At 68.9% G+C, this 20,013-nt stretch carries 20 protein-coding genes and 1 pseudogene; 7 read left to right on the forward strand and 14 right to left on the reverse strand.

Features of this window, described 5'->3' with window-relative positions; genetic code table 11:
• The 9 genes and pseudogenes from E3O42_RS02300 to hrcA all read right to left on the reverse strand — a co-directional run.
• A pseudogene (locus tag E3O42_RS02300) lies at positions 1–281 on the reverse strand (hypothetical protein); the annotation flags it as partial.
• Positions 282–646: 365 nt separating this feature from the next.
• Positions 647–1,549, reverse strand: coding sequence for a GTPase Era (gene era, locus E3O42_RS02305; protein WP_088456110.1), 903 nt, complete (start codon positions 1,547–1,549; stop codon positions 647–649).
• A complete protein-coding gene (locus E3O42_RS02310) occupies positions 1,533–2,861 on the reverse strand; it encodes a hemolysin family protein (RefSeq protein ID WP_134452329.1) in 1,329 nt (442 codons plus the stop codon). The genes era and E3O42_RS02310 overlap by 17 nt, the downstream gene beginning before the upstream one ends.
• Entirely contained in the window at positions 2,861–3,325 is a 465-nt protein-coding gene (gene ybeY / locus E3O42_RS02315) for an rRNA maturation RNase YbeY (RefSeq protein ID WP_134452330.1), read from the reverse strand. Before ybeY ends, E3O42_RS02310 begins: the two co-directional genes overlap by 1 nt.
• Positions 3,322–4,335 (reverse strand): PhoH family protein, encoded by a 1,014-nt coding sequence (locus E3O42_RS02320; RefSeq protein WP_134452345.1) that lies wholly within the window; start codon positions 4,333–4,335, stop codon positions 3,322–3,324. The genes ybeY and E3O42_RS02320 overlap by 4 nt, the downstream gene beginning before the upstream one ends.
• 64 nt (positions 4,336–4,399) lie before the next feature.
• The gene (locus E3O42_RS02325; protein WP_134452331.1) at positions 4,400–4,762 is read right to left on the reverse strand and encodes an HIT domain-containing protein; all 363 of its coding nucleotides are present in this window, start codon (positions 4,760–4,762) and stop codon (positions 4,400–4,402) included.
• A 19-nt stretch (positions 4,763–4,781) separates the two neighbouring features.
• A complete protein-coding gene (locus tag E3O42_RS02330) occupies positions 4,782–5,543 on the reverse strand; it encodes a 16S rRNA (uracil(1498)-N(3))-methyltransferase (RefSeq protein WP_134452332.1) in 762 nt (253 codons plus the stop codon).
• An 11-nt stretch (positions 5,544–5,554) separates the two neighbouring features.
• Positions 5,555–6,664 (reverse strand): molecular chaperone DnaJ, encoded by a 1,110-nt coding sequence (gene dnaJ, locus E3O42_RS02335; RefSeq protein ID WP_134452333.1) that lies wholly within the window; start codon positions 6,662–6,664, stop codon positions 5,555–5,557.
• A gap of 69 nt (positions 6,665–6,733) precedes the next feature.
• Positions 6,734–7,753, reverse strand: a complete 1,020-nt coding sequence (hrcA, locus tag E3O42_RS02340; protein WP_134452334.1) for a heat-inducible transcriptional repressor HrcA — start codon at positions 7,751–7,753, stop codon at positions 6,734–6,736.
• Positions 7,754–7,921: 168 nt separating this feature from the next.
• Between hrcA and E3O42_RS02345 the strand changes: the two genes are divergently transcribed.
• Together E3O42_RS02345 and E3O42_RS02350 are read left to right on the forward strand one after the other, a co-directional pair.
• The gene (locus E3O42_RS02345; RefSeq protein ID WP_134452335.1) at positions 7,922–8,323 is read left to right on the forward strand and encodes a DUF4870 domain-containing protein; all 402 of its coding nucleotides are present in this window, start codon (positions 7,922–7,924) and stop codon (positions 8,321–8,323) included.
• A gap of 95 nt (positions 8,324–8,418) precedes the next feature.
• Entirely contained in the window at positions 8,419–8,793 is a 375-nt protein-coding gene (locus E3O42_RS02350) for a DUF4870 domain-containing protein (RefSeq protein WP_241984579.1), read from the forward strand.
• A gap of 15 nt (positions 8,794–8,808) precedes the next feature.
• Here E3O42_RS02350 and hemW read toward each other — a convergent pair whose 3' ends face one another.
• From hemW to lepA, 3 genes are read right to left on the reverse strand one after another with little or no spacing between them, the layout of a single operon-like run.
• Positions 8,809–10,038: a radical SAM family heme chaperone HemW gene (gene hemW / locus E3O42_RS02355; protein ID WP_134452336.1), complete on the reverse strand. Its 1,230-nt coding sequence runs from the start codon at positions 10,036–10,038 to the stop codon at positions 8,809–8,811.
• A gap of 4 nt (positions 10,039–10,042) precedes the next feature.
• On the reverse strand, positions 10,043–10,690 hold the full coding sequence (locus E3O42_RS02360) for a DUF1990 family protein (RefSeq protein ID WP_134452337.1): 648 nt from the start codon (positions 10,688–10,690) through the stop codon (positions 10,043–10,045).
• Positions 10,691–10,695: 5 nt separating this feature from the next.
• The gene (gene lepA, locus E3O42_RS02365) at positions 10,696–12,549 is read right to left on the reverse strand and encodes a translation elongation factor 4 (protein ID WP_134452338.1); all 1,854 of its coding nucleotides are present in this window, start codon (positions 12,547–12,549) and stop codon (positions 10,696–10,698) included.
• A gap of 113 nt (positions 12,550–12,662) precedes the next feature.
• On the opposite strand from lepA, the gene E3O42_RS02370 reads away from it, so the two are divergent.
• The 5 genes from E3O42_RS02370 (at position 12,663) to E3O42_RS02390 (ending at position 16,698) form a co-directional block, all read left to right on the forward strand.
• The gene (locus E3O42_RS02370) at positions 12,663–13,943 is read left to right on the forward strand and encodes a sensor histidine kinase (RefSeq protein WP_134452339.1); all 1,281 of its coding nucleotides are present in this window, start codon (positions 12,663–12,665) and stop codon (positions 13,941–13,943) included.
• Positions 13,940–14,566, forward strand: a complete 627-nt coding sequence (locus E3O42_RS02375) for a response regulator (RefSeq protein ID WP_134452340.1) — start codon at positions 13,940–13,942, stop codon at positions 14,564–14,566. Before E3O42_RS02370 ends, E3O42_RS02375 begins: the two co-directional genes overlap by 4 nt.
• A complete protein-coding gene (locus E3O42_RS02380; protein WP_134452341.1) occupies positions 14,563–15,333 on the forward strand; it encodes an alpha/beta fold hydrolase in 771 nt (256 codons plus the stop codon). The genes E3O42_RS02375 and E3O42_RS02380 overlap by 4 nt, the downstream gene beginning before the upstream one ends.
• A gap of 119 nt (positions 15,334–15,452) precedes the next feature.
• Positions 15,453–15,713, forward strand: coding sequence for a 30S ribosomal protein S20 (gene rpsT, locus E3O42_RS02385; protein WP_088456096.1), 261 nt, complete (start codon positions 15,453–15,455; stop codon positions 15,711–15,713).
• 136 nt (positions 15,714–15,849) lie between these two features.
• Complete coding sequence (locus E3O42_RS02390; RefSeq protein ID WP_134452342.1) at positions 15,850–16,698, forward strand: hypothetical protein; 849 nt, start codon at positions 15,850–15,852, stop codon at positions 16,696–16,698.
• Between the two features lie 4 nt (positions 16,699–16,702).
• Here E3O42_RS02390 and holA read toward each other — a convergent pair whose 3' ends face one another.
• On the reverse strand, positions 16,703–17,746 hold the full coding sequence (gene holA, locus E3O42_RS02395) for a DNA polymerase III subunit delta (protein ID WP_134452343.1): 1,044 nt from the start codon (positions 17,744–17,746) through the stop codon (positions 16,703–16,705).
• A gap of 26 nt (positions 17,747–17,772) precedes the next feature.
• Positions 17,773–20,013 (reverse strand): ComEC/Rec2 family competence protein (locus E3O42_RS02400; RefSeq protein WP_134452344.1); only part of this gene is annotated, 2,241 nt, incomplete at its 5' end.

The following is a 20,013-nucleotide window of genomic DNA, read 5'->3' on the forward strand; positions in this document are numbered from 1 at the left end:
GCTTGGAGCTTCTCGCCGAACGCGCCGGTGTGAGCGCGCTGCACCCCGGGCAGATCGGCGGGGTCCCGCCACTCGGGCTGCGGCTTAGACAGGCCACGGCGGGCCCGGCCGGATCCAGGACCGGCACCGGCTGCTGTGTCGGTGGCGGCGCTTAAGCTGGCCGCATCCGGGCCGGCGGCATCCGGTGCCGGGCCGGCCAGGCCGGTGTTCCCGTCATGGGGATTCGGGCCGGTGGGAGAGCTTCCCATCGGAGCGGTGGAGCCAACCAGCTCGTCGTCCATAACCCCATTCTCTCACGAATCAGACCGAGATGCGAGAGAATGTCAACTTATCCACAAGCGAATATCGAAACTTATTTCGCCGNCAACTTATCCACAAGCGAATATCGAAACTTATTTCGCCGAGAAAGTACGGCTCGCGTGGTCTCGACAGGCTCGACCAGCGAGGTTGGAGCGTTGACGAGGACGGCTCGCGAGGTCTCGACAGGCTCGACCAACGGGAGGGTTGCGTTCTCGGGGATGGCTCACGGGGTCTACTTCGGAAAGCTCAGCACGGCGTCGACGAGCTCGACCAACGAGTGGAGCGTTGCCGGGATCTACTCATGGGGCCTACCCGACCGACGGCTCGGGGAGAAGCCACCGCTCGGTCAGAAGCCCAGTCGACCGAGCTGCTTCGGGTCGCGCTGCCATTCCTTGGCAACCTTCACCCGCAGTGAGAGGAACACCCGCTTGCCGACGAGAGGTTCGATCTGCTTGCGGGCACGCATGCCGACGTCCTTGAGCCGGCTGCCCGACTTGCCGATGATGATGCCCTTCTGGCTGTCCCGCTCCACGAAGAGGTTGGCGTAGATCTCGACGAGTTCCTGGTCGTCACGCTCGATGATGTCGTCGATCGTCACGGCGATGGAGTGCGGCAGCTCGTCGGTGACGCCCTCGAGCGCCGCCTCGCGGATGTACTCGGAAATGCGCGATTCCAGGCTCTCGTCAGTGACGGCATCCGCCGGGTACAGCGGCGCGTCGCTGAGCGGTAACAGGCGCAGCAGCTCGCTGCTGAGCACGTCGAGCTGGATGCGGCTGGTCGCCGAGATCGGCACGATGGCCTCCCAGTCGCGCAGCTGCGAGACCGCGAGGAGCTGATTGGCGACGCTGGTCTTGGACGACATGTCGATCTTGGTGACGATGGCCACCTTCTTGGCGCGCGGGAAGTTGTCCAGCTGCTCGTTGATGAACTTGTCGCCGGGGCCGATCGGTTCGTTGGCCGGGATGCACAGGCCCACGACGTCTACGCCGCTGAGCGTGGACTGCACCAGGCTGTTCAGCCGCTCGCCGAGCAGGGTGCGGGGCCGGTGGATGCCGGGGGTGTCGACCAGGATCAGCTGGCCGTTCTTCTGGTGCACGATGCCGCGGATGGCGCGACGGGTGGTCTGCGGCTTCGACGAGGTGATCGCGACCTTCTCCCCCACCAGGGCGTTCGTCAGGGTGGACTTGCCCACGTTGGGGCGCCCGACGAAGGAAACGAACCCCGCCCGGAAATCAGGTTCTTGTGTCATTGCCGTGTGCTCCTTCGGTGTCCGGCATTCCCAGGAATGCGGACTGTGCGTCTCTCAACGCCTTGTCTGGTTCAACCAGCACCGTGCTGATTCGTTTGCGTCGACCCTCGGTGCGCTCCGCGGTGAGGATCAACCCGCTGGTTCTGGCTTCGGAGCCGGCGACCGGCAACCTGCCGAGCGCCTTGGCCAACAGGCCTCCGACGGAGTCGACCTCGTCATCGTCGAGGTCGAGATCGAAAAGTTCGCCGAGTTCATCAACGGGCAGGCGGGCGCTGACCCGGAACCGGCCGTGGCCGAGGTCCTCGATCTCGACGACGTCGCGGTCGTACTCGTCGGAGATGTCGCCGACGAGTTCCTCGATCAGGTCCTCGAGGGTGACCAGGCCGGCGATGCCGCCGTACTCGTCGACGACCATGGCGAGGTGGTTCGATTCCAGTTGCATCTGGCGCAGCAGCGCGTCGGCCTTCTTGGATTCCGGCACGAACTGGGCGGTCTTGGCGAGTTCGCCCACCGTCAGCGACTCGAGGTTGCGGGGGCGTTCGTAGACCAGCCTGGACACGTCCCTCAGATAGAGGATCCCCGTCACGTCGTCGACTTCGCCGTCGACGACGGGGACCCGCGAGAAGCCCTTGCTGAGGAAGAGTCCCATCGCAGCGCCCACGGTGGCGTCCGCGTCGATGGTGACCATGTCGGTGCGAGGGATCATGACCTCGCGCACGACGGTCTCGCTGAACTCGAAGATCGAGTGGATTAGCTCGCGGTCGTCTTCCTCGATCACGTCCAGCTCGGTGGCCTCGTCGACCATGCTCAGCAGCTGGTCCTCTGAGGTGAACGTTGCCAGCCGGCTGCGGCCGGGGGTCACCCGGTTGCCGAGGGCGACGAGCGCGTTCGCGATGGGGCCGAGCAGCACCCTGAGGAAGTGCACGAGGACGGCCGTGAGCATGAGCAGGCTCTTCGGGTGCGCGCGGCCGACGCTGCGGGGACTCGCTCCGACCAGGACGAAGGACACCGCCGTCATCAGCAGGGCCGACAGCAGCAGGGCGAGCCAGATCCGTTCGATAGTGGTGGCGAAGACCAGGGTCACCAGAACCGCGGCCGTCGTCTCCGCGATGATCCGCACGAAGTTGATGGCGTTCAGGTGCGCGCCGGTGTCGGCGGCGATCGCTCGCAGGGACCGCTTGGGTCGTGCCGTGACGGCGAGCTCGGCGATATCCGCCCTGGATAACGACATGATTGCCGCATCGACGGCGGCCATCAGCCCGCCGAAGGCGACGAGCAGAATGGCGGCGGTCAGGAACCACCCGACGATCATCAGGGCCGGCGTCGTTCCTGCATGGCGAAGCCGATCAGGATGTCGCGCTGGATGCCGAACATTTCCTTCTCTTCGTGGGGCTCGGCGTGGTCGAAGCCGAGCAGGTGCAGCACGCCGTGCGCGGTGAGCAGGAGCAGTTCGTCGAGGGTGCTGTGGCCGGCGGTCTCGGCCTGGCCCTGGGCGACCTGAGGGCACAGCACGATGTCGCCGAGCAGCCCCGCCGGGGTCTGGGCATCTTCGGTGCCCGGGCGCAGCTCGTCCATCGGGAAGCTCAGGACGTCTGTGGGACCCGGCTCGTCCATCCACTGCACGTGCAGCGCTTCCATGGCGCCTTCGTCGACCAGGACGATGGCCAGCTCGGCGTCGGCATGCACGTGCATGGTGTCCAGTGCGAAGGCGGCGAGCCGCTGGAGGGCGGCTTCATCGACCGGGATGGCCGACTCATTGTTGATTTCGATGCTCAACTGGATCTCCGTTTCGGGGTGCGATCGCGCGGATTCCCCTGGTGCGGAGCGCGGGAGGCGAAGTCGCGGGCCTGTTCGCTTTCGTAGCGTTGGGCCTGCTTCTGTGCGTCGTATTCGGTGTAGGCGTCGACGATGCGGCCGACGAGGCTGTGGCGCACGACGTCGGCGCTGGTCAGGCGCACGAAGGCGATGTCGTCGATGCCGTCGAGAACCTTGGTGACCAGGCGGAGGCCGCTGGCGCCAGCGGGCAGGTCCACCTGGGTGATGTCGCCGGTGACCACCATCTGGGAGCCGAAGCCGAGTCGGGTGAGGAACATCTTCATCTGTTCCGGCGTGGTGTTCTGCGCTTCGTCGAGCACGATGAACGCCGAGTTGAGGGTGCGGCCGCGCATGTAGGCCAGCGGGGCCACCTCGATGGTGCCGGCGGCGAGGAGCTTGGGCACCAGCTCGGGGTCCATCATCTCGAACAGTGCGTCATAGAGCGGCCGCAGGTAGGGGTCGATCTTGTCGGTCAGGGTGCCGGGCAGGAAGCCGAGCCGTTCGCCGGCTTCGACGGCGGGCCGGGTCAAGATGATCCGGTCGACCTCCTTGCGCTGCAGGGCCTGGACGGCCTTGGCCATGGCGAGGTAGGTCTTGCCGGTTCCGGCCGGTCCGATGCCGAAGACGATGGCGTTCTCGTCGATCGCGTTGACGTAGTCGCTCTGCCCGAGGGTCTTGGGCCGCACGGTGAGGCCGCGGGACGTGAGGATGGCCTGCCCGAGCACCGTGGAGGGGCTGGAGCTCGCGTCAGCCCCGAGCATCCTGGCGGAGGTGCTCACCTCGGCCTCGCCGAGGTCGGCGCCGGTGCGGAGCAGCAGCTGGAGTTCCTCGATCAGCCGGACAACCGCGTCGACGGACGCGGCGGTGCCGTTGAGGGTGACCTCGTTGCCGCGCACATGCACAACGACGTTCGGGTACTCCTTCTCGATGGTGCTCAGGAACCGGTCCTGCGGACCGAGCAGGCGCACCATGGCGACGCCGTCCACTAGGAGCTTGCGCACCACGCCGAGCGCGCCGCCGTCGGAAGCTTCGGCGTCAGAGGGCAGCAAGCGTGCCCTCCTCAAGAGCGCCGCCGAGGACGTGCGCGTGCACGTGGAAGACGGTTTGCCCCGCTGAGGCTCCGGTGTTGAAAACCAAGCGGTACTCGCCTGCGCAGTGTTCGTCGGCCACCCGGCCGGCCACGGCGATCAGCTCGGCCAGGAGCGCCGCGTCCCCCGCCGCCAGTTCACCGACGTTGCGGTACTGCTGCGACTTCGTGGTCACCACGACGTGCACGGGTGCCTGCGGCGCGATGTCGTTGAACGCGATGATGTCATCCGTTTCCGCGACGATGGTCGCGGGAATTTCGCGCGCGGCAATGCGGCTGAAGATCGTGGGTTCTGCACCGGAGGAAGCCATGGTTCTATCTTAAGCGGAACTACCAGCGGCCGAGGGTTGCGTTCAGAATCGCGACCGCGGCCGGGCCGGCCGTCGAGGTCCGCAGCACGGTATCGCCCAGGCGCACCCGGCTGGCGCCGGCCTGCTCGAGGATGTCCAGCTCGCTCGGTGCGATGCCGCCCTCCGGCCCTACGACGAGCACGATGTCGCGGTCGTCGGTGGGTACGGCGATCGCGGTCAGCCTCAGCTCCGCGGTGGGCTCGAGCAGCAGCATCCGGCTGGTCGCGGCGAGCTGGACCAGCTGCTTGGTGCTGCACAGCGGCAGCACCTCCGGCAGCCACGGCCGGATGGACTGCTTGCTGGCCTCCCGCACGATGGCGGACCACCGCGCCTGCCCCTTGGCGATCTTGACACCCTCCCAGCGGGCCACCGACCGGGCGGCGGCCCACGGGATGACCCCGTCGATGCCGAGTTCGGTGGCGGCCTGCACGGCGAGTTCGTCGCGGTCGCCCTTGGCCAGGGCCTGCACGAGCAGGATGCGCGGAACGGCCGGCGGCGTCCGTGTCACGGTGTCCACCCTGGCCGTGAGCTCGGTCGGCGCCGCCGACAGGACCGTGACGCCCAACACCAGGCCGGCGCCGTCACCCAGCAGCAGGGTCTCGCCGGGGCGCACCCGGCTGACGGTGACGGCGTGCTTGGCCTCGGCGCCGATGACGCTCACCGTGGCCCCGACGGCGGGGTCAGCGGCCGGCGTGCCGTCGGCGGAGGTGCCGAGGGTTCCTGACAGGAAGAAATGCGCCATCGAGGGTGGTCCTAGCCGAGGAACCTGTCGCGGAGCTTCGCGAAGAGGCCCTGCTGGAACTGGCTGAGGGCGGGCGCCGGGACCTTGTGCCTGGCGGCGAAGGCCTCGATCAGTTCCCGTTCCTTGTGGTCGAGCTTGGTGGGGGTCAGCACCTGCACGCCGACCCGCAGGTCGCCGCGGCCGTTGCCACGCAGCCTCGTGACACCGCGGTCCTTGACCGTGAGGATCTCGCCGGCCTGCACGCCGGGGCGCAGTTCCACTTCGATGTCACCGTCGAGGGCCTTCACCGTGGCGGTCGCCCCGAGGATCGCGTCGGTCATCGGCACCTCGAGGGTGCAGAGCAGGTCGTCGCCGTCGCGGCTGAAGACGTCGTGGTGGCGCACCTTCATCTCCAGGTACAGGTCACCGTTGGGGCCACCGGCCGGGCCGGCCTCGCCGCTGCCGGGCATCTGCAGTCGCAGGCCCGTGTCGACGCCGGCGGGGATGTCGACCGGCACGGTGCGGCGGGCGCGCACGCGACCCTGGCCCTGGCAGGTCACACACGGGGTCGCGATGATGGTTCCGTAGCCGCGGCAGGAGCCGCAAGGGCTGGAGGTCATCACGTTGCCGAGAAGCGAACGCACGGCACGCTGGATGCTGCCGGTGCCGTGGCAGATGTCGCAGGTGACCGGCGAGGTGCCGGGCTGGCAGCAGGTGCCGGAACAGGTGGCACAGACGATCGCCGTGTCCACCTCGATGTCGCGGTGGGTGCCGAAGATGACCTCGTCCAGGTCGAGTTCGACGCGGATGAGGGCATCCTGGCCGCGCTCGCGGCGGGATCGTGGCCCGCGGCTGCCGCCCCCGCCGCCGCCGAAGAAGGTCTCGAAGATGTCGCCGAAGTTGCCGGCGTCGAAGCCGCCGCCCTGGCCGGGGCTGCCCGAGCCGCCGCGGTCGTAGTTCTGGCGCTGCTTGGGATCGCTGAGCACGTCGTACGCGTGCGTGACGGTCTTGAACCGTTCGGACGCCTCGGCGCCGGGGTTCACGTCGGGGTGCAGCTGGCGGGCGAGCTTGCGGTACGCCTTCTTGATTTCGTCGGTGCTGGCATCGCGGGCGACGCCGAGTGCTTCGTAATGGTCAGCCAAAGCTGGCTCTCCTTGCGGTTGTGCTTGCGGTCTATGGGTGGGAATTCGTGCCGGAAAGTGAAGAGGCGGTTAGTTCTCGCCGAGCAGGCGTGAGAGGTACCGGGCCACCGCGCGGACGGCCGCCATGTTGTTGGAGTAGTCCATCCGGGTCGGACCCAGGACGCCCAGCCGGGCCGCGTCACCACGGGAGGTGTAGCCGCTGGTGAGCACCGACGTCTCGCCGAGCCCGAACGGCGCGTTCTCGCGGCCGATGCTCACCGAGACGCCGTGCTGGTCCGTGGCCATCTCGCCGAACAGGCGCAACAGCACCACCTGCTCCTCGATGGCCTCCAGCACGGGGTAGATGCTGCCGCTGAAATCCTCCTCGGTGCGCACGAGGTTCGCGGCGCCTGCCATGACCAGGCGGTCCTGCCGGTTGGCGCCGACCTGGTCGCGCAGGGTGAAGGTGATCAGGTCGATCAGGTCCTGAACCTCCGGCGCGCCCAGACCGGTGGGTCCGGTCAGGGCGGTGGCGGCCGCGCTCATGCTGAGGCCGCCCACGACGGCGTTGAGCCTGGAGCGGAGTTCGGCCAGCGCGGCCTCGTCGAGGGTGCGGGGCAGCTCGACGACGCGCTGCTCGACGCGCCCGGAGTCGGTGATCAGGACCGACAGCACCCGGGTCTCGCTCAGCGGAACCAGTTCGATGTGGCGCACGGTGGCGCGGGACAGGGACGGGTACTGCACGAGGGCCACCTGGTGGGTGAGCTGGGAGAGCAGCCGCACGCTACGGACGAGGACCTCGTCGAGGTCCGCTGACTGGCCCAGGAACGCCTCGATGGCCTGCCGTTGGGCGACGGTGAGCGGGCGGAGGTCGGCGAGGTGATCGACGAACAACCGGTAGCCCTTGTCGGTGGGGATGCGGCCGGAGGACGTGTGGGGGGCGACGATGAGTTCTTCTTCTTCGAGAAGCGCCATGTCGTTGCGGATCGTCGCCGCCGACACGCCGAAGGCGTGCCTGTCGACAATGGACTTCGAACCGACGGGTTCGCGGGACGCGACATAGTCCTGCACGATCACGCGAAGCACCTCGAGACTGCGATCTGACACCATGATCATTCGCCTCCCTCGTGCCCGCAGTGCCAATTCTGCATTGGCACTCTCATTGTTTGACTGCTAATCATAACGCGGGCTGCGGCGATACCCATTGCTCCCGGACGATTTCGGGCAGTAGCGTTAAACCTGACGACCACCACGCACCGTTCACCGAAGGGCATTGTCATGAGCTATCCCACAGGACAGGGACCATCATCCGGGCCGGCCGCCGGTGCGCCACTCACCGCGGAACAGGACCGGCAGTGGGCCTCCCTGGCCCACCTGGGCGGAATCCTCTCGTTTCCGCCGGCGCTGATCATCTGGCTGGTCTTCAAGGACCGCGGGTCGTTCACCAACGAAGAGGGCAAGGAAGCCCTGAACTTCCAGCTCACCCTGCTCATCGGCTACGTCGCCCTCAACCTGGCCGCCACGATCCTCGGCCTGCTCACCTTCGGCCTGTTGTCGGTGATTTCTTCCCTGGGCTGGGTCCTGTGGCTGATCGGGTCGATCTTCTCGGTGCTCGGCTATCTCAGCGCCAAGGACGGCCGACCGTACCGCTACCCGTTCTCTCTCCGTCTGATCAGCTAGTTTGGACACGGCCGGCTGAGCTGTCCGGCGCTATTCTGGTGACAGCGACACCGGTCACGACCGGGCACATCCCGTCAGTCCACAAAGGAGATTCAATGTCAGAGGCAACGCCTCCCCCCGCCACCCCGTACCAGTCGTCGAGCCAGATGAACCCGGCCGACGAGAAGCTGTGGGCCACCCTGATCCACATCGGCGGCATCCTCTTCGGCTTCCTGCCCGCCCTGATCGGCTACATCGTACTCAAGGACCGCGGTCCGTTCATCCGCGCGCACACCGCAACGGCGCTGAACTTCCAGATCACCCTGGCCATCGCGTACCTGGTCGGATCGATTCTCACCATCATCCTCGTCGGCTTCCTGATCCTGGCCGCCGCCTGGATCCTCAGCATCGTCTTCGGCATCATTGCCGCGATCGCCGCGAACAAGGGCGAGTGGTACACCTACCCGCTGACCATCAAGTTCGTCAGCTGATCGGAAGACCGGGCCTCACCGGTCGGTGAGCAGGCGGCGCACCACGGCGTCGGCGAGCAGCCGGCCGGTGAGGGTCAGTTCGACGGTGCCGCCGATGGCCGCCCTGGCGTCGATCAGCTGGTCGGCGATCAGGCCGGCAACCTCGCGGCGGCCGAGCACTGAGAGCGTCGAGACCTGGATGCCCTCTCGGATCCTGGTCAGCAACAGCACCCGCTCCGTCTCACGGGTGGCCGCATCCAGGGTCTCCCGACCGGCGGCCGGTGAGTGGCCAGCCAGAATCCGGTCGGCATACGCCGCCGGATGCTTGACGTTCCACCAGCGCACGCCGCCGACGTGGCTGTGCGCGCCGGGGCCGATGCCCCACCAGTCGGCACTCCGCCAGTAGGACAGGTTGTGCCGGGAGCGGTGTTCGATGCCCCGCGACCAGTTGCTGACCTCGTACCAGCTGTAGCCGGCCTCGGCCAGGTGCGCATCCGCGAGTTCGTAGAAGTCGGCCTGCAGGTCTTCGTCCGGTTGCACGAGCTCGCCCCGGCGGATCTGCCTGGCCAGTTTGGTGCCGTCTTCGACGATGAGCGAGTATGCGCTGATGTGGTCGGGCTGCTGGCCGATGGCCGCGTCGAGGCTGGCCCGCCAATCGTCGATGGTCTCCCCCGGTGTGCCGTAGATCAGGTCGAGGCTCACATCCAGGCCGGCCTCGCGCGCCCAGGCCACAACGAGCGGGACCCGTTCGGGGTCGTGGGTACGCTCGAGGGTCGCCAGGACCCGGGGCACTGCGGACTGCATACCGAAGGACACCCTGGTGAAGCCGGCCTGCTTGAGCTGGCGGAGATAGACCAGGTCGACGGAATCCGGATTGGCCTCCGTGGTGATCTCGGCGCCCGGCACGATGCCGACGGTGTCCCGCACGGCGTGCAGCATCCGCACCAGGTGGTCTGCGGGCAGCAGCGTGGGGGTGCCGCCGCCGAAGAAGACCGTGGCTGCAGGCCTGGCCGGCACACCCGATTCGGCCAGGATGCGCGCGGCCGCCCCGACCTCGAGAACCGCCTGGCTGGCGTAGTCGCTCTGCTTCACGCCGCGCAGTTCCGTAGCGGTATAGGTGTTGAAGTCGCAGTAGCCGCAGCGCACCTTGCAGAACGGCACGTGCAGGTAGACCCCGAAGTCGCGCTCTGATGCCCCGATCGCGGCCGAGGCCGGGATCAGGCCGTCCAGTGGTGCGGGGTCACCGACCGGATGGGGTCCAGCCATGCGGTCAGCCTCTTCCGACGGGGTGCAGGGCGAGCAGGTACTTGCGGGTGTAGCGCTCCTGCTGGAAGCGCAGGATGGGCCAGGCCAGCGTGTAGTACCAGGTGCTGGGACGCGAGAAGGAGCGGATGGTGAGCCAGACGGAGTCGTCGGCGCGACGGTCGACAATGAAGCACTCCTCGCCGGTCTGCGGGTGGCCGCGCATGGTGCCGTAGGCGAAGCCGATCTTGTCGACCTCGTCGATGACGTAGACGACGCGCACCGGGGCGGCAACGGTGAACGGGCCGGTGGGGATGGCCAGCTTGGCGGTCATGCCGTTGCTGATGAACGGGGTGCCGTCCTCGGCGAAGGTGGCCTCGTTCACCGGGTGCTCCTGGTTGGGCGCCGGGGTGCCGTCATCGTTGAAGACAATGCCGGTGTACTGCACGCCGGTGCCTGCGTCGAGGTCGGTGACGTCGATGCCGCTGCCGCGTTGGATGCCCCAGGTCATCATCGCCGTCGTGGCCACCCGGAACCGCTCCTCGCCGCTGCCCAGCCGCACCGTGCGTTCGAGCGGGCGGTGGCCCTTGGGCGGGTAGCGCATCAGGTCGGTTGCCAGGGTGCCGCCGATGGCGGCGTACGTCACGGCGGCGTCGGTGAAGGTGGAGCGGCGCATGTCGGTTACTTCTTTTCCTTCTTGGGCGGCTCATCGCCGGAGAGTGCGGCGATGAACGCTTCCTGCGGAACCTCGACCCTGCCGACCATCTTCATGCGCTTCTTGCCTTCCTTCTGCTTCTCCAACAGCTTGCGCTTGCGGGAGATGTCGCCGCCGTAGCACTTGGCGAGCACGTCCTTGCGGATGGCGCTGATCGACTCCCTGGCGATGATGCGGGCTCCGATGGCGGCCTGGATGGGCACGTCGAACTGCTGGCGCGGGATGAGCTTGCGGAGCCGGCCGGTCATCAGCACGCCGTAATCGTAGGCCTTGTCGCGGTGCACGATGGCGCTGAACGCGTCCACCTGTTCGCCCTGCAGCAGGATGTCGACCTTGACCAGGTCGGCCTCCTGCGAGCCGATCGGCTCGTAGTCCAGGGAGGCGTAGCCGGCAGTCTTGCTCTTGAGCTGATCGAAGAAGTCGAAGACGATCTCGCCCAGCGGCATCGTGTACCGGATCTCGACGCGGTCCTCGCCGAGGTACTCCATGCCGAGCAGAGTGCCGCGGCGGCCCTGGCAGAGTTCCATGATCACGCCGACGTAGTCCTTGGGCGCGAGGATCGCGGCCTTGACGATGGGCTCCTCGACGACGGCGATCTTGCCGTTGGGGAACTCGCTCGGGTTGGTGACTGTGACGGTCTTCTTGTCGTCTGTGGTGACCTCGTAGATCACGCTGGGCGCCGTGGTGATCAGGTCGAGGTTGAATTCCCGGTCGATGCGCTCGGTGATGATCTCCAGGTGCAGCAGGCCGAGGAAGCCGCAACGGAAGCCGAAGCCGAGGGCGACGGAGGTTTCGGGTTCGTAGACCAGCGACGCATCCGAGAGTTTGAGCTTGTCGAGCGCTTCGCGCAGCGCCGGGTAGTCGCTGCCGTCGATCGGGTACAGGCCGGAGAAGACCATCGGCTTGGGTTCGGTGTAGCCGGGCAACGCCACGGTGGCGGGCTTCATTGCAGTGGTGACGGTGTCGCCGACCTTGGACTGGCGCACGTCCTTCACGCCGGTGATCAGGTAGCCGACCTCGCCGACGCCCAGGCCCTTGCTGGGGGTAGGCTCCGGGCTGGTGACGCCGATCTCGAGGATGTCGTGGGTCGCGCGGGTCGACATCATCTGGATCTTCTCGCGCGGGCTGAGGTGCCCGTCGATCATCCGCACGTAGGTGACGACGCCGCGATAGCTGTCGTAGACGGAGTCGAAGATCATGGCGCGGGCCGGCGCGTTGGCGTCTCCGACCGGGGCGGGGATCAGCGACGTGGCCCGGTCGAGCAGCTCGGACACGCCGACGCCGGTCTTGCCGGAGACCCGCAGCACGTCGTCGGGGCTGCCGCCGATGAGGCTGGCCAGCTCCTTGGCGTACTTGTCGGGGTCGGCGGCCGGCAGGTCGATCTTGTTGAGCACCGGGATGATGGTGAGGTCGTTCTCCAACGCCAGGTACAGGTTCGCCAACGTCTGCGCCTCGATGCCCTGGGCGGCGTCGACGAGCAGGATGGCGCCCTCGCAGGCGGCCAGGCTGCGGGAGACCTCGTAGGTGAAGTCGACGTGGCCGGGGGTGTCGATCATGTTCAGCGCGTAGGTCTGCCCGTCCATCTCCCACGGCATCCGCACCGCTTGGCTCTTGATGGTGATGCCGCGTTCGCGTTCGATGTCCATGCGATCCAGGTACTGGGCGCGCATGGAACGGTCGTCGACGACGCCGGTGATCTGCAGCATCCGGTCGGCCAGCGTGGACTTGCCGTGGTCGATGTGCGCGATGATGCAGAAGTTACGGATGAACGCGGGGGCGGTGGCGGCCGGTTCCAGCGCCTTGAGAGCTCTCGGTGACATGATGGGCCCAATTCTCCCATGCCCGCAGCGTCGGTGTGACCCGCCGGGCTGACCCGTCGGTCATCCATTTGACGGATGACGGGCCCCGCGGTCCTGATTAGGCTGGGCGCACCATGTCCAGCCTCGCACTCCGCAGCTCCCCGGTCCGCCGGGATCCCACCCCGCCCGCCAGCATCGGCGAGGGTCTTGGGCACTCCGCGCTCACCCCGGTGTTCGCCGGCCTGCGGATCGGCCTGCACGTGCTGATCGCCGGGCTGACCGGACTGGTCATCGTGCGGAGCCTGGTGGGGGCGGTGCCGAACCCTGTCGCCGTGGTGAGCCTGGCGCTGGTCTTCCTGGCCAGTTACGTCGGCGGCAGCGAACTCGCCCGCCGCCGACCGTGGCGCTGGGTCGTTCCGGTCTGGATGGCCGTGCTGCTGATGGAGTGGCTCGCGCTGACCCTGCTGGCACCGGATGCCGCGTTCATCGTCTTCCCGCTGTTCTTCCTGCAGTTGCACGTGCTGCCGCTCCGGGCGGGTATTCCGCTGGTGCTGCTGAGCGTGCTGCTGACGATCTGGGCGATGAGCGTGCACGCGGGCCTGAGCCTGGGCGCCACCCTCGGCCCGCTGGTGGGCGCGGCCGTCGCGGTGGCGGTGGGTCTGGGCTACCGGGCGCTGCTGCGCGAGGCCGCCGAACGGCAGCGGCTGATCGAGGATCTGCTCACCACACGCACCGAGCTGGCGGCCGCCGCACGGGACGCGGGCACCCTCGCCGAGCGGGAACGCCTGGCCAGGGAGATCCACGACACCGTGGCGCAGGGACTGTCGAGCATCCAGATGCTGTTGCACGCCGCGGAGAGCCGGGTGGCAGACCCGGCGGCCCTGGAGCACCTGCGCCTGGCCAGGGACACCGCCGCGGCCAATCTGCAGGAGACCCGCCGGTTCATCCGGGAGCTCACCCCGCCGGCCCTGGAGACCCAGACCCTGCCGGGCGCCCTCGCCAGGCTCGCCGCCTCGGCGGAGCGCACCGCGACGGGGAGCACAGCGGCGGGCGGCCCGGCGGCCACCAGGGTCAGCCTGCACGTGACCGGCGACCCGGTATCGCTGCCGATGGCGCTGGAGACGACCCTGCTGCGGATCGCGCAGGGCTCGCTCGCCAACGTCGCCCAGCACGCCGGTGCCGATCGTGCCGAGGTGACCCTGAGCTACATGACCGACGAGGTGGCCCTCGACATCGTCGACGACGGCCGGGGCTTCGCCCTCGCCGCGGCCACGGCCCAGAGCCCGGACTCGTTCGGCCTGGTCGCGATCCGGCAGCGCGTCGAAGCGCTCGGCGGCACCTTCGTCCTGGAGTCCGCGCCAGGTCACGGCACCGCGGTCGCGGTCAGGTTCCCGATCCGGGAGGTGCTGGCGTGATCCGGGTACTGCTCGCCGACGACCACCCCGTCGTGCGGGCGGGCCTGCGCGCCCTGCTCGGCGCCGAACCCGATCTGGTGGTCGAGCTGGAGGCCGGGACGGCTGAGGACGCTGTGGCGCTGGCCATCTCCGGCCGGGTGGATGTCGTGCTGATGGACCTGCAGTTCGGTGGTGCGATGCAGGGCGCTGAGGCCACCCGGCGGGTTCGGTCGGTGCCCGGCGCCCCGCACGTGCTGGTCCTCACCAACTACGACACGGATGCCGACATCCTCGGCGCCATCGAGGCCGGCGCCAGCGGTTACCTGCTCAAGGACGCTCCGCCCGCCGAGCTCGTGGCCGCCGTGCGGGCCGCTGCGGCGGGTCAGAGCGCTCTCGCGCCGGCCATCGTCACCCGGCTGGCCGACCGTTCCCGCATTCCGGAGAGCCGGCTGTCCCCGCGCGAGGTCGAGGTGCTCGGCCTTGTGGCGGCGGGCCGGTCCAACCGGCAGATCGGCCAGGATCTGTTCCTCAGCGAGGCGACGGTGAAGTCCCATCTCGTGCACATCTTCGGCAAGCTCGGTGTCGGCTCACGGACCTCCGCCGTCGCCAGTGCCCGGGCGTCCGGCACCATCCGGGGCGCATGATGATCGCCGCCGGTTCGCGCGTCCCTGTCGTGCTCGTGCACGGGATCCGCACGTCGGCGAGCATGTGGCGGCACCAGCTGGAGTGGCTGGCCGCGGAGGGACATCCGGTGCTCGCCGTGGACCTGCCGGGCCACGGCTCGCGCCTGGACGAGCCGTTCACCCTCGAGGGCGCCCTGGCCGCCATCGACGCCGGGGTCGACCAGCTTGAGGGGCCGGTGCTGCTCGTCGGCCTGTCGCTCGGCGGCTACTACGCCATTGCCTATGCGGCCGGGAAGCCGGAGCGAGTGCTCGGACTGGTCGCCGCCGGGTCGTCGTTCGAACCGGGCGGGCCGGGACTGGCCGCCTACCGCCGGCTCGCCCGGCTCATCCACCGATTCCCCGACCGCGGTCTCTGGTTGCACACTTTCCTGGTTAGGCGGATGCTCCCGCCGGCCGGCGTGCGGGATGTTCTGGCCGGCGGTGTAGCCCTGGACGTCATGGATTCGGGCCTCACTGCGACAGGGCGGTTGTCGCCGTTGGCCGACCTCAGGGCCTTTCCCGGCCGGGTGTGGCTGGTCAACGGAGCGTACGACCACTTCCGCTTCCACCAGCGACGATTCCTCGCGGCGGCCAGGCACGGCACCCTCGTGACGATTCCCGGAGCCGGCCATCTGGTGAGCCTGCACCGGCCGCACCGGTTTGATACGGTGCTCAGGCGCATTCTGTCCGAGGTCGAGGCGGATTTCGGGACGAACTCCCCCGATTCGGTCAGCCACCCGGGCCGATAGCTGGTATCGTTGCCTGTTGGCTTGCGTGTTGGGTCCCACCCCACACGATTTTCGCCGCACGGTGCCCTCTATCACCGGTCGGCCCATCCGAACAAGAACCTAACGAAAGCGTATAAAACGTGGCAAATATCAAGTCGCAGATCAAGCGGATCCTCACGAACAAGAAGTCGCAGGAGCGCAACAAGGCGGTCAAGAGCGAGTTCAAGACCGCCATCCGGGCCACGCGCCTCGCCGTCACCGCTGGTGACAAGGACAAGGCCGTCGCCAGCCTCGCCGTTGCTTCCAAGAAGCTCGACAAGGCCGTCAGCAAGGGCGTCATCCACCAGAACCAGGCAGCGAACAAGAAGTCCGCAATTGCCAAGGCTGTCAACGCGCTCTAACCAGCCCGCTGTACGCACCTCGGTGCGGTAGGCAAGACAGACACACCCCCGCCCTCCTGGGCGGGGGTTTTCTGCGCTGGCGGCGGATCGATCGGCCCTTTCCGCGGTGCCCGGCCGACGCTATGGTGTCGTCGTGATGAGCGACCAGACCGGACCGGCGCAGCCAGGCTCCAAGCAGCCAGGCTCCAAGCAGCCGGACTCCAAGCAGCCAGGTCCACAGCAGCCCGGCCTGCAGCTGCCAGGTCCCCAACAGACAGGCGCCGTGCAGGCCGGCCCTCAGCAGCCGGGCCTCCAGCACGCCGGCCCGCAGCAGACCAGCCCGATGAAACCGGCCGCCTGGCGCCATCAGGCCCGGTTCCTCGGTGGCGCGTTCGCTGTGGCCGCCGCCGTGATCGCCGTCGGGCTCTGGTTCGCCCCCGCGGTGACCGCTTACTCCGGCCTGAGCCCCTGGGTGTTCGCGGCGTTGCTCGGCTTCCTCCTCGTGCTGACCGGGGCCTGCGTGCTGTTCGCGGCATCGTTGCCTCCCGCTGGGCCCGCTGGGCCCGCGGTGACCGCGGTGACCGCCACAGCGCAGCCGACGGCACACCCTCCAGAACACTCAGCAGAACACCCGGCGGCGCACCCCGCGGCGCACCCCGCGTCGCATCCGGCTGCGCCCCGGCGAGGGCTGACCATCCTCGGGTCGGTGCTCGGCGTCGTCGGCCTGGCGCTGGCCGCTCTCGCGGTGGTGCTCACGGTGCTGTTGCCGGCACCCACCGAGCGGATCATGGTGCAGTTCACGGACCTGTATGGCAGGGTCCAGCTGGAATACTGCCCGACCCTGCCGGCGTCGTTCGCCGCGACGGCGTCGCGGGCCGACCTGGTCGGCTCCTCGTCCATCCTGCCGGTGAAGGTGACCGGAGTGGTCTGCGGTGATTCCGAGTACACCGACGGGGTGTGGATCTACCTGAACCGCGCCTCGGTCACGGTGGCCGACGAGCCGTGAGCGGTCATTCGCCGCGTTTGGCGATGACTGTGACGAGCCGCTCGAGCGCGAAGACCGGGTCCCGGCCGGCGCCCTTCACGGCCGCGTCGGTCTCCGCGAGCATCACGATGCACCGGGCCAGGCCGTCATCGCTCCAGCCGCGCAGGTCACGTTGGGCGCGCTCCACCTGCCACGGTGCGAGGCTGTAGTTCGCCGCCAGCTGGGCGGAACTGCCGCGCACGCCGAACAGCTTCGCCATGGTGCGGATCTTGCTGGCGAACGCGGCGACGATCGGAACCGGGTCGGCTCCCGATGACAGCGCGTGCCGCAGGGTCACGAGAGCCTCGCCCAGACGGCCGGCGATGGCGGAGTCCGCCACCTTGAATGCGTTGGTCTCGACCCGGCCGCCGTAATAGCGGTCCACTGTCGTTTCGGTGACCTCGGCGCCAGTGTCCGCGATGAGCTGCTGGCAGGCGGCCGAGAGCTCGGCCAGGTCGTCGGAGAACGCGGCAACCAGCGACCGCAGCGCGCTCGGGGTCACTCTCTTGCCTGCCGAACGGAATTCCGCGGTGGCAAAGTCGTGCTTGTCCGAATCCTTTTTGAGCTCGGCGCAGACCACTTCGACGGCGCCGCCCACGCCGCTGCGGATGGTATCCAGCAGCTTCTTGCCGCGCACGCCGCCGCCATGGCGCAGCACGACATAGGTGTCGTCGGCGGGGTTCTGCAGGTAATCGATGGCCTCGGTCAGAAAGGTGTCGCTGCACTTCTCCACGTTGCTCACGCGAATCAGCCGCGGCTCGCCGAAGAGGGAGGGGCTGGCCAGGGTGAGTAGCTCGCCCGGCGCGTAGCTGTCGGCTTGGATGTCACTGACCTCGAGGCTGGGATCCTCCAATTTGAGGAAGTCCCGCAGCGACCGGATGGCGCGTTCGGCGAGGAAGGTCTCGGTGCCCGAGACGAGCACGACGGGCGCCGGCCGTACCTGGTGCCAGGCGAGCTGCGGGATCTTCGCCGCGCCGGCCTTGGCGGCTGGTTTGCCGGTTCGACCGGATGCGGTTGTTCGTGCGGCCACGCGGCTCCCTTCGCTACCGACCCAGCCTAACCGGCGTCTGGGACCTTCTCGGTCCAGACCAGGAGTGTCCGCCGGGCCGCCGTGTCGCCGTCACCCGGCGCCACCACCACCATCCCGTCCTGGTCGGTCCGCATCACGGCGGTGCCCACCGCGCCAAGGACGTCGAGCACCGACCTGGTCGGGTGTCCGTAGCCGTTGTCCGCACCGACCGACACCACTCCGACACTCGCGTCGAGCTCGGCATAGAGGGTCGCGCTCTGGTCGCGGGACCCGTGATGGGCGACCTTGACCACGTCCACAGCTCCGATACGACCGGCGGCCAGCAGCGCGTCCTGGGCTTCCTCGCCGAGGTCGCCGAGGAAGACCGACCGGATTCCAGCGCCGTCGAAAACCATGCTGACGCTGCCGGGATTGCCGGTCTGCATGAGCGGCGAACCGCGGATCGGCCACAGGATCTCCCAGTCCAGTGCCCCGAGGGTGCCGCTGTCTCCGCGGGCCGCCTCACGCACGTCAGCCCCTGCGGCGGCCAGTCTGGTGTGCAGCGCCGCATCCTGGTTGTTCTCCGGCCGCCCCACCAACGCCGTATCCACCCGGCCGATCACCGCCGCCAGCCCGCCGATATGGTCCAGGTCATAGTGGGTGAGAACCAGCAGGTCCACCCTGTCGATACCCAGGGTGTCCAGGCACTCGGCCAGGAGTGCCGGATCCGGGCCGACGTCCACCAGCGCGACCGACGTCCCCTCCCGCACGAGCACGGCGTCACCCTGGCCGATGTCGCAGGCGGCGATCTGCCAGGTCGCCGGGAAGGCCACGGCCCGGCCCAGACCGGTCCCGACGAGGATGCCCACCGTGGCTCCGGCCGCGACGCAGATCAGCAGCCCGCTCACCGCCCGCCCGAGCGCCGCGAACCGGCCGTTTCTGCGCACGACCAGCAGCACCACGACCGCGGTGGCGCAGGCGAGGGTGAGGGCAACGCCGAGGGGTCCGCCGAGCCAGGGCAGGGTGTTGCCCGGCATTGTCGCCGTGGTCTGTGCCACGGCTGCGATCCAGGTTGCGGGTAGCCACGCCAGCCACATCAGCGCCGTCGAGAGCGCGGGCAGCCAGGGCAGGAGCAGACAGGCCGCCAGCCCGACTATCGTGGCCATCGGCGCGGCGGGAGCGGCGAGCAGGTTCGCCGGCACGCCGTAGGCCGGCAGGGTCGGGCTCAGCAGTACCAGGACGGGCTGGCAGGCCAACTGTGCGGCGAGCGGGATCGCGAGCATCGCGGCCAGCGGCGTCGGCAGCCACCGACGCAGCCGACGGGTGAGGGGCCCGGCGAGCACCAGCAGGCCGAGGGTCGCGAGTACCGATAGTCCGAAGCCGTAGTTTCGCGACAGCCACGGGTCGGCGACGAGCAGGCAGAGCGAGGCGAGTGCCAGGGCCGCAACACCCCGGCCCGGCCGGCCGGCCGAGCTGGACAGCAGCACGATGGTCGCCATGGCCGCCGCCCGCACCACGCTGGGCTCCGGGGTCACCAGCACCACGAATCCTGCCAGCACCGCCAGCCCTGACGTGACCCTCGCGGTTCGACCCAGGCCCAGCGCACTGGTGATCGCGAGCACCAGGGCCAGCACGATGGCGCAATTGGCCCCCGACACCGCAGTGAGATGGCTGAGGGAACTGGACTTCATGGCCTGGTCGAGGTCGCTGGCCACCCCCGTCGTGTCGCCGATCGCCAGGCCGGGCAGCAAGCCGCCGCCTTCCCCCGGCAGGGCCCCGGCGGCGCCCGCAAAGCCGTGGCGCAGGGTGTTGGCCCAGCCCAGCCACCAGGGCGCGGCGCGCACGGGCACGAGGTCGCCCCGGCCGAAGAACAGGGCGGCGGCGGCATCGCCCGGGCTGGTCGGGACCAGGGTGCCCGCCAGCCGGATCTCATCGCCGATCGCCGGGCTCCCCCGGGAGGCGTCGGCGAAGACGACCACCGGAACAGCCAGGCTGGTCCCGGTCGCGTCGGACTGCTCCTGCTGCGGGCCGTCCCCCTGGCGGAGTCCCGTGAGGGTGGCCCTGAACCGCGATTGAGGAGCGCCGCCGATGGCCAGGCCGGCGCTCGGCACCGGCGCGGACCACACGGTCAGCGTCGCCGTGACCTCAGCGCGCCCGTCCACGAGGGTGCGCACGGGCTCGGGCAGCCGCGCCGGAGCCTGCACGGCCACGGTCAGCGCCGCCAGTGCCGCCGCCGCCGCGCACACCGCGACGGTGCCCAAGGCACGGCCGAGGCGCGCACGGCGGGC

The organism is Cryobacterium adonitolivorans, from assembly GCF_004402695.1.
GTDB classification, from domain to species: domain Bacteria; phylum Actinomycetota; class Actinomycetes; order Actinomycetales; family Microbacteriaceae; genus Cryobacterium; species Cryobacterium adonitolivorans.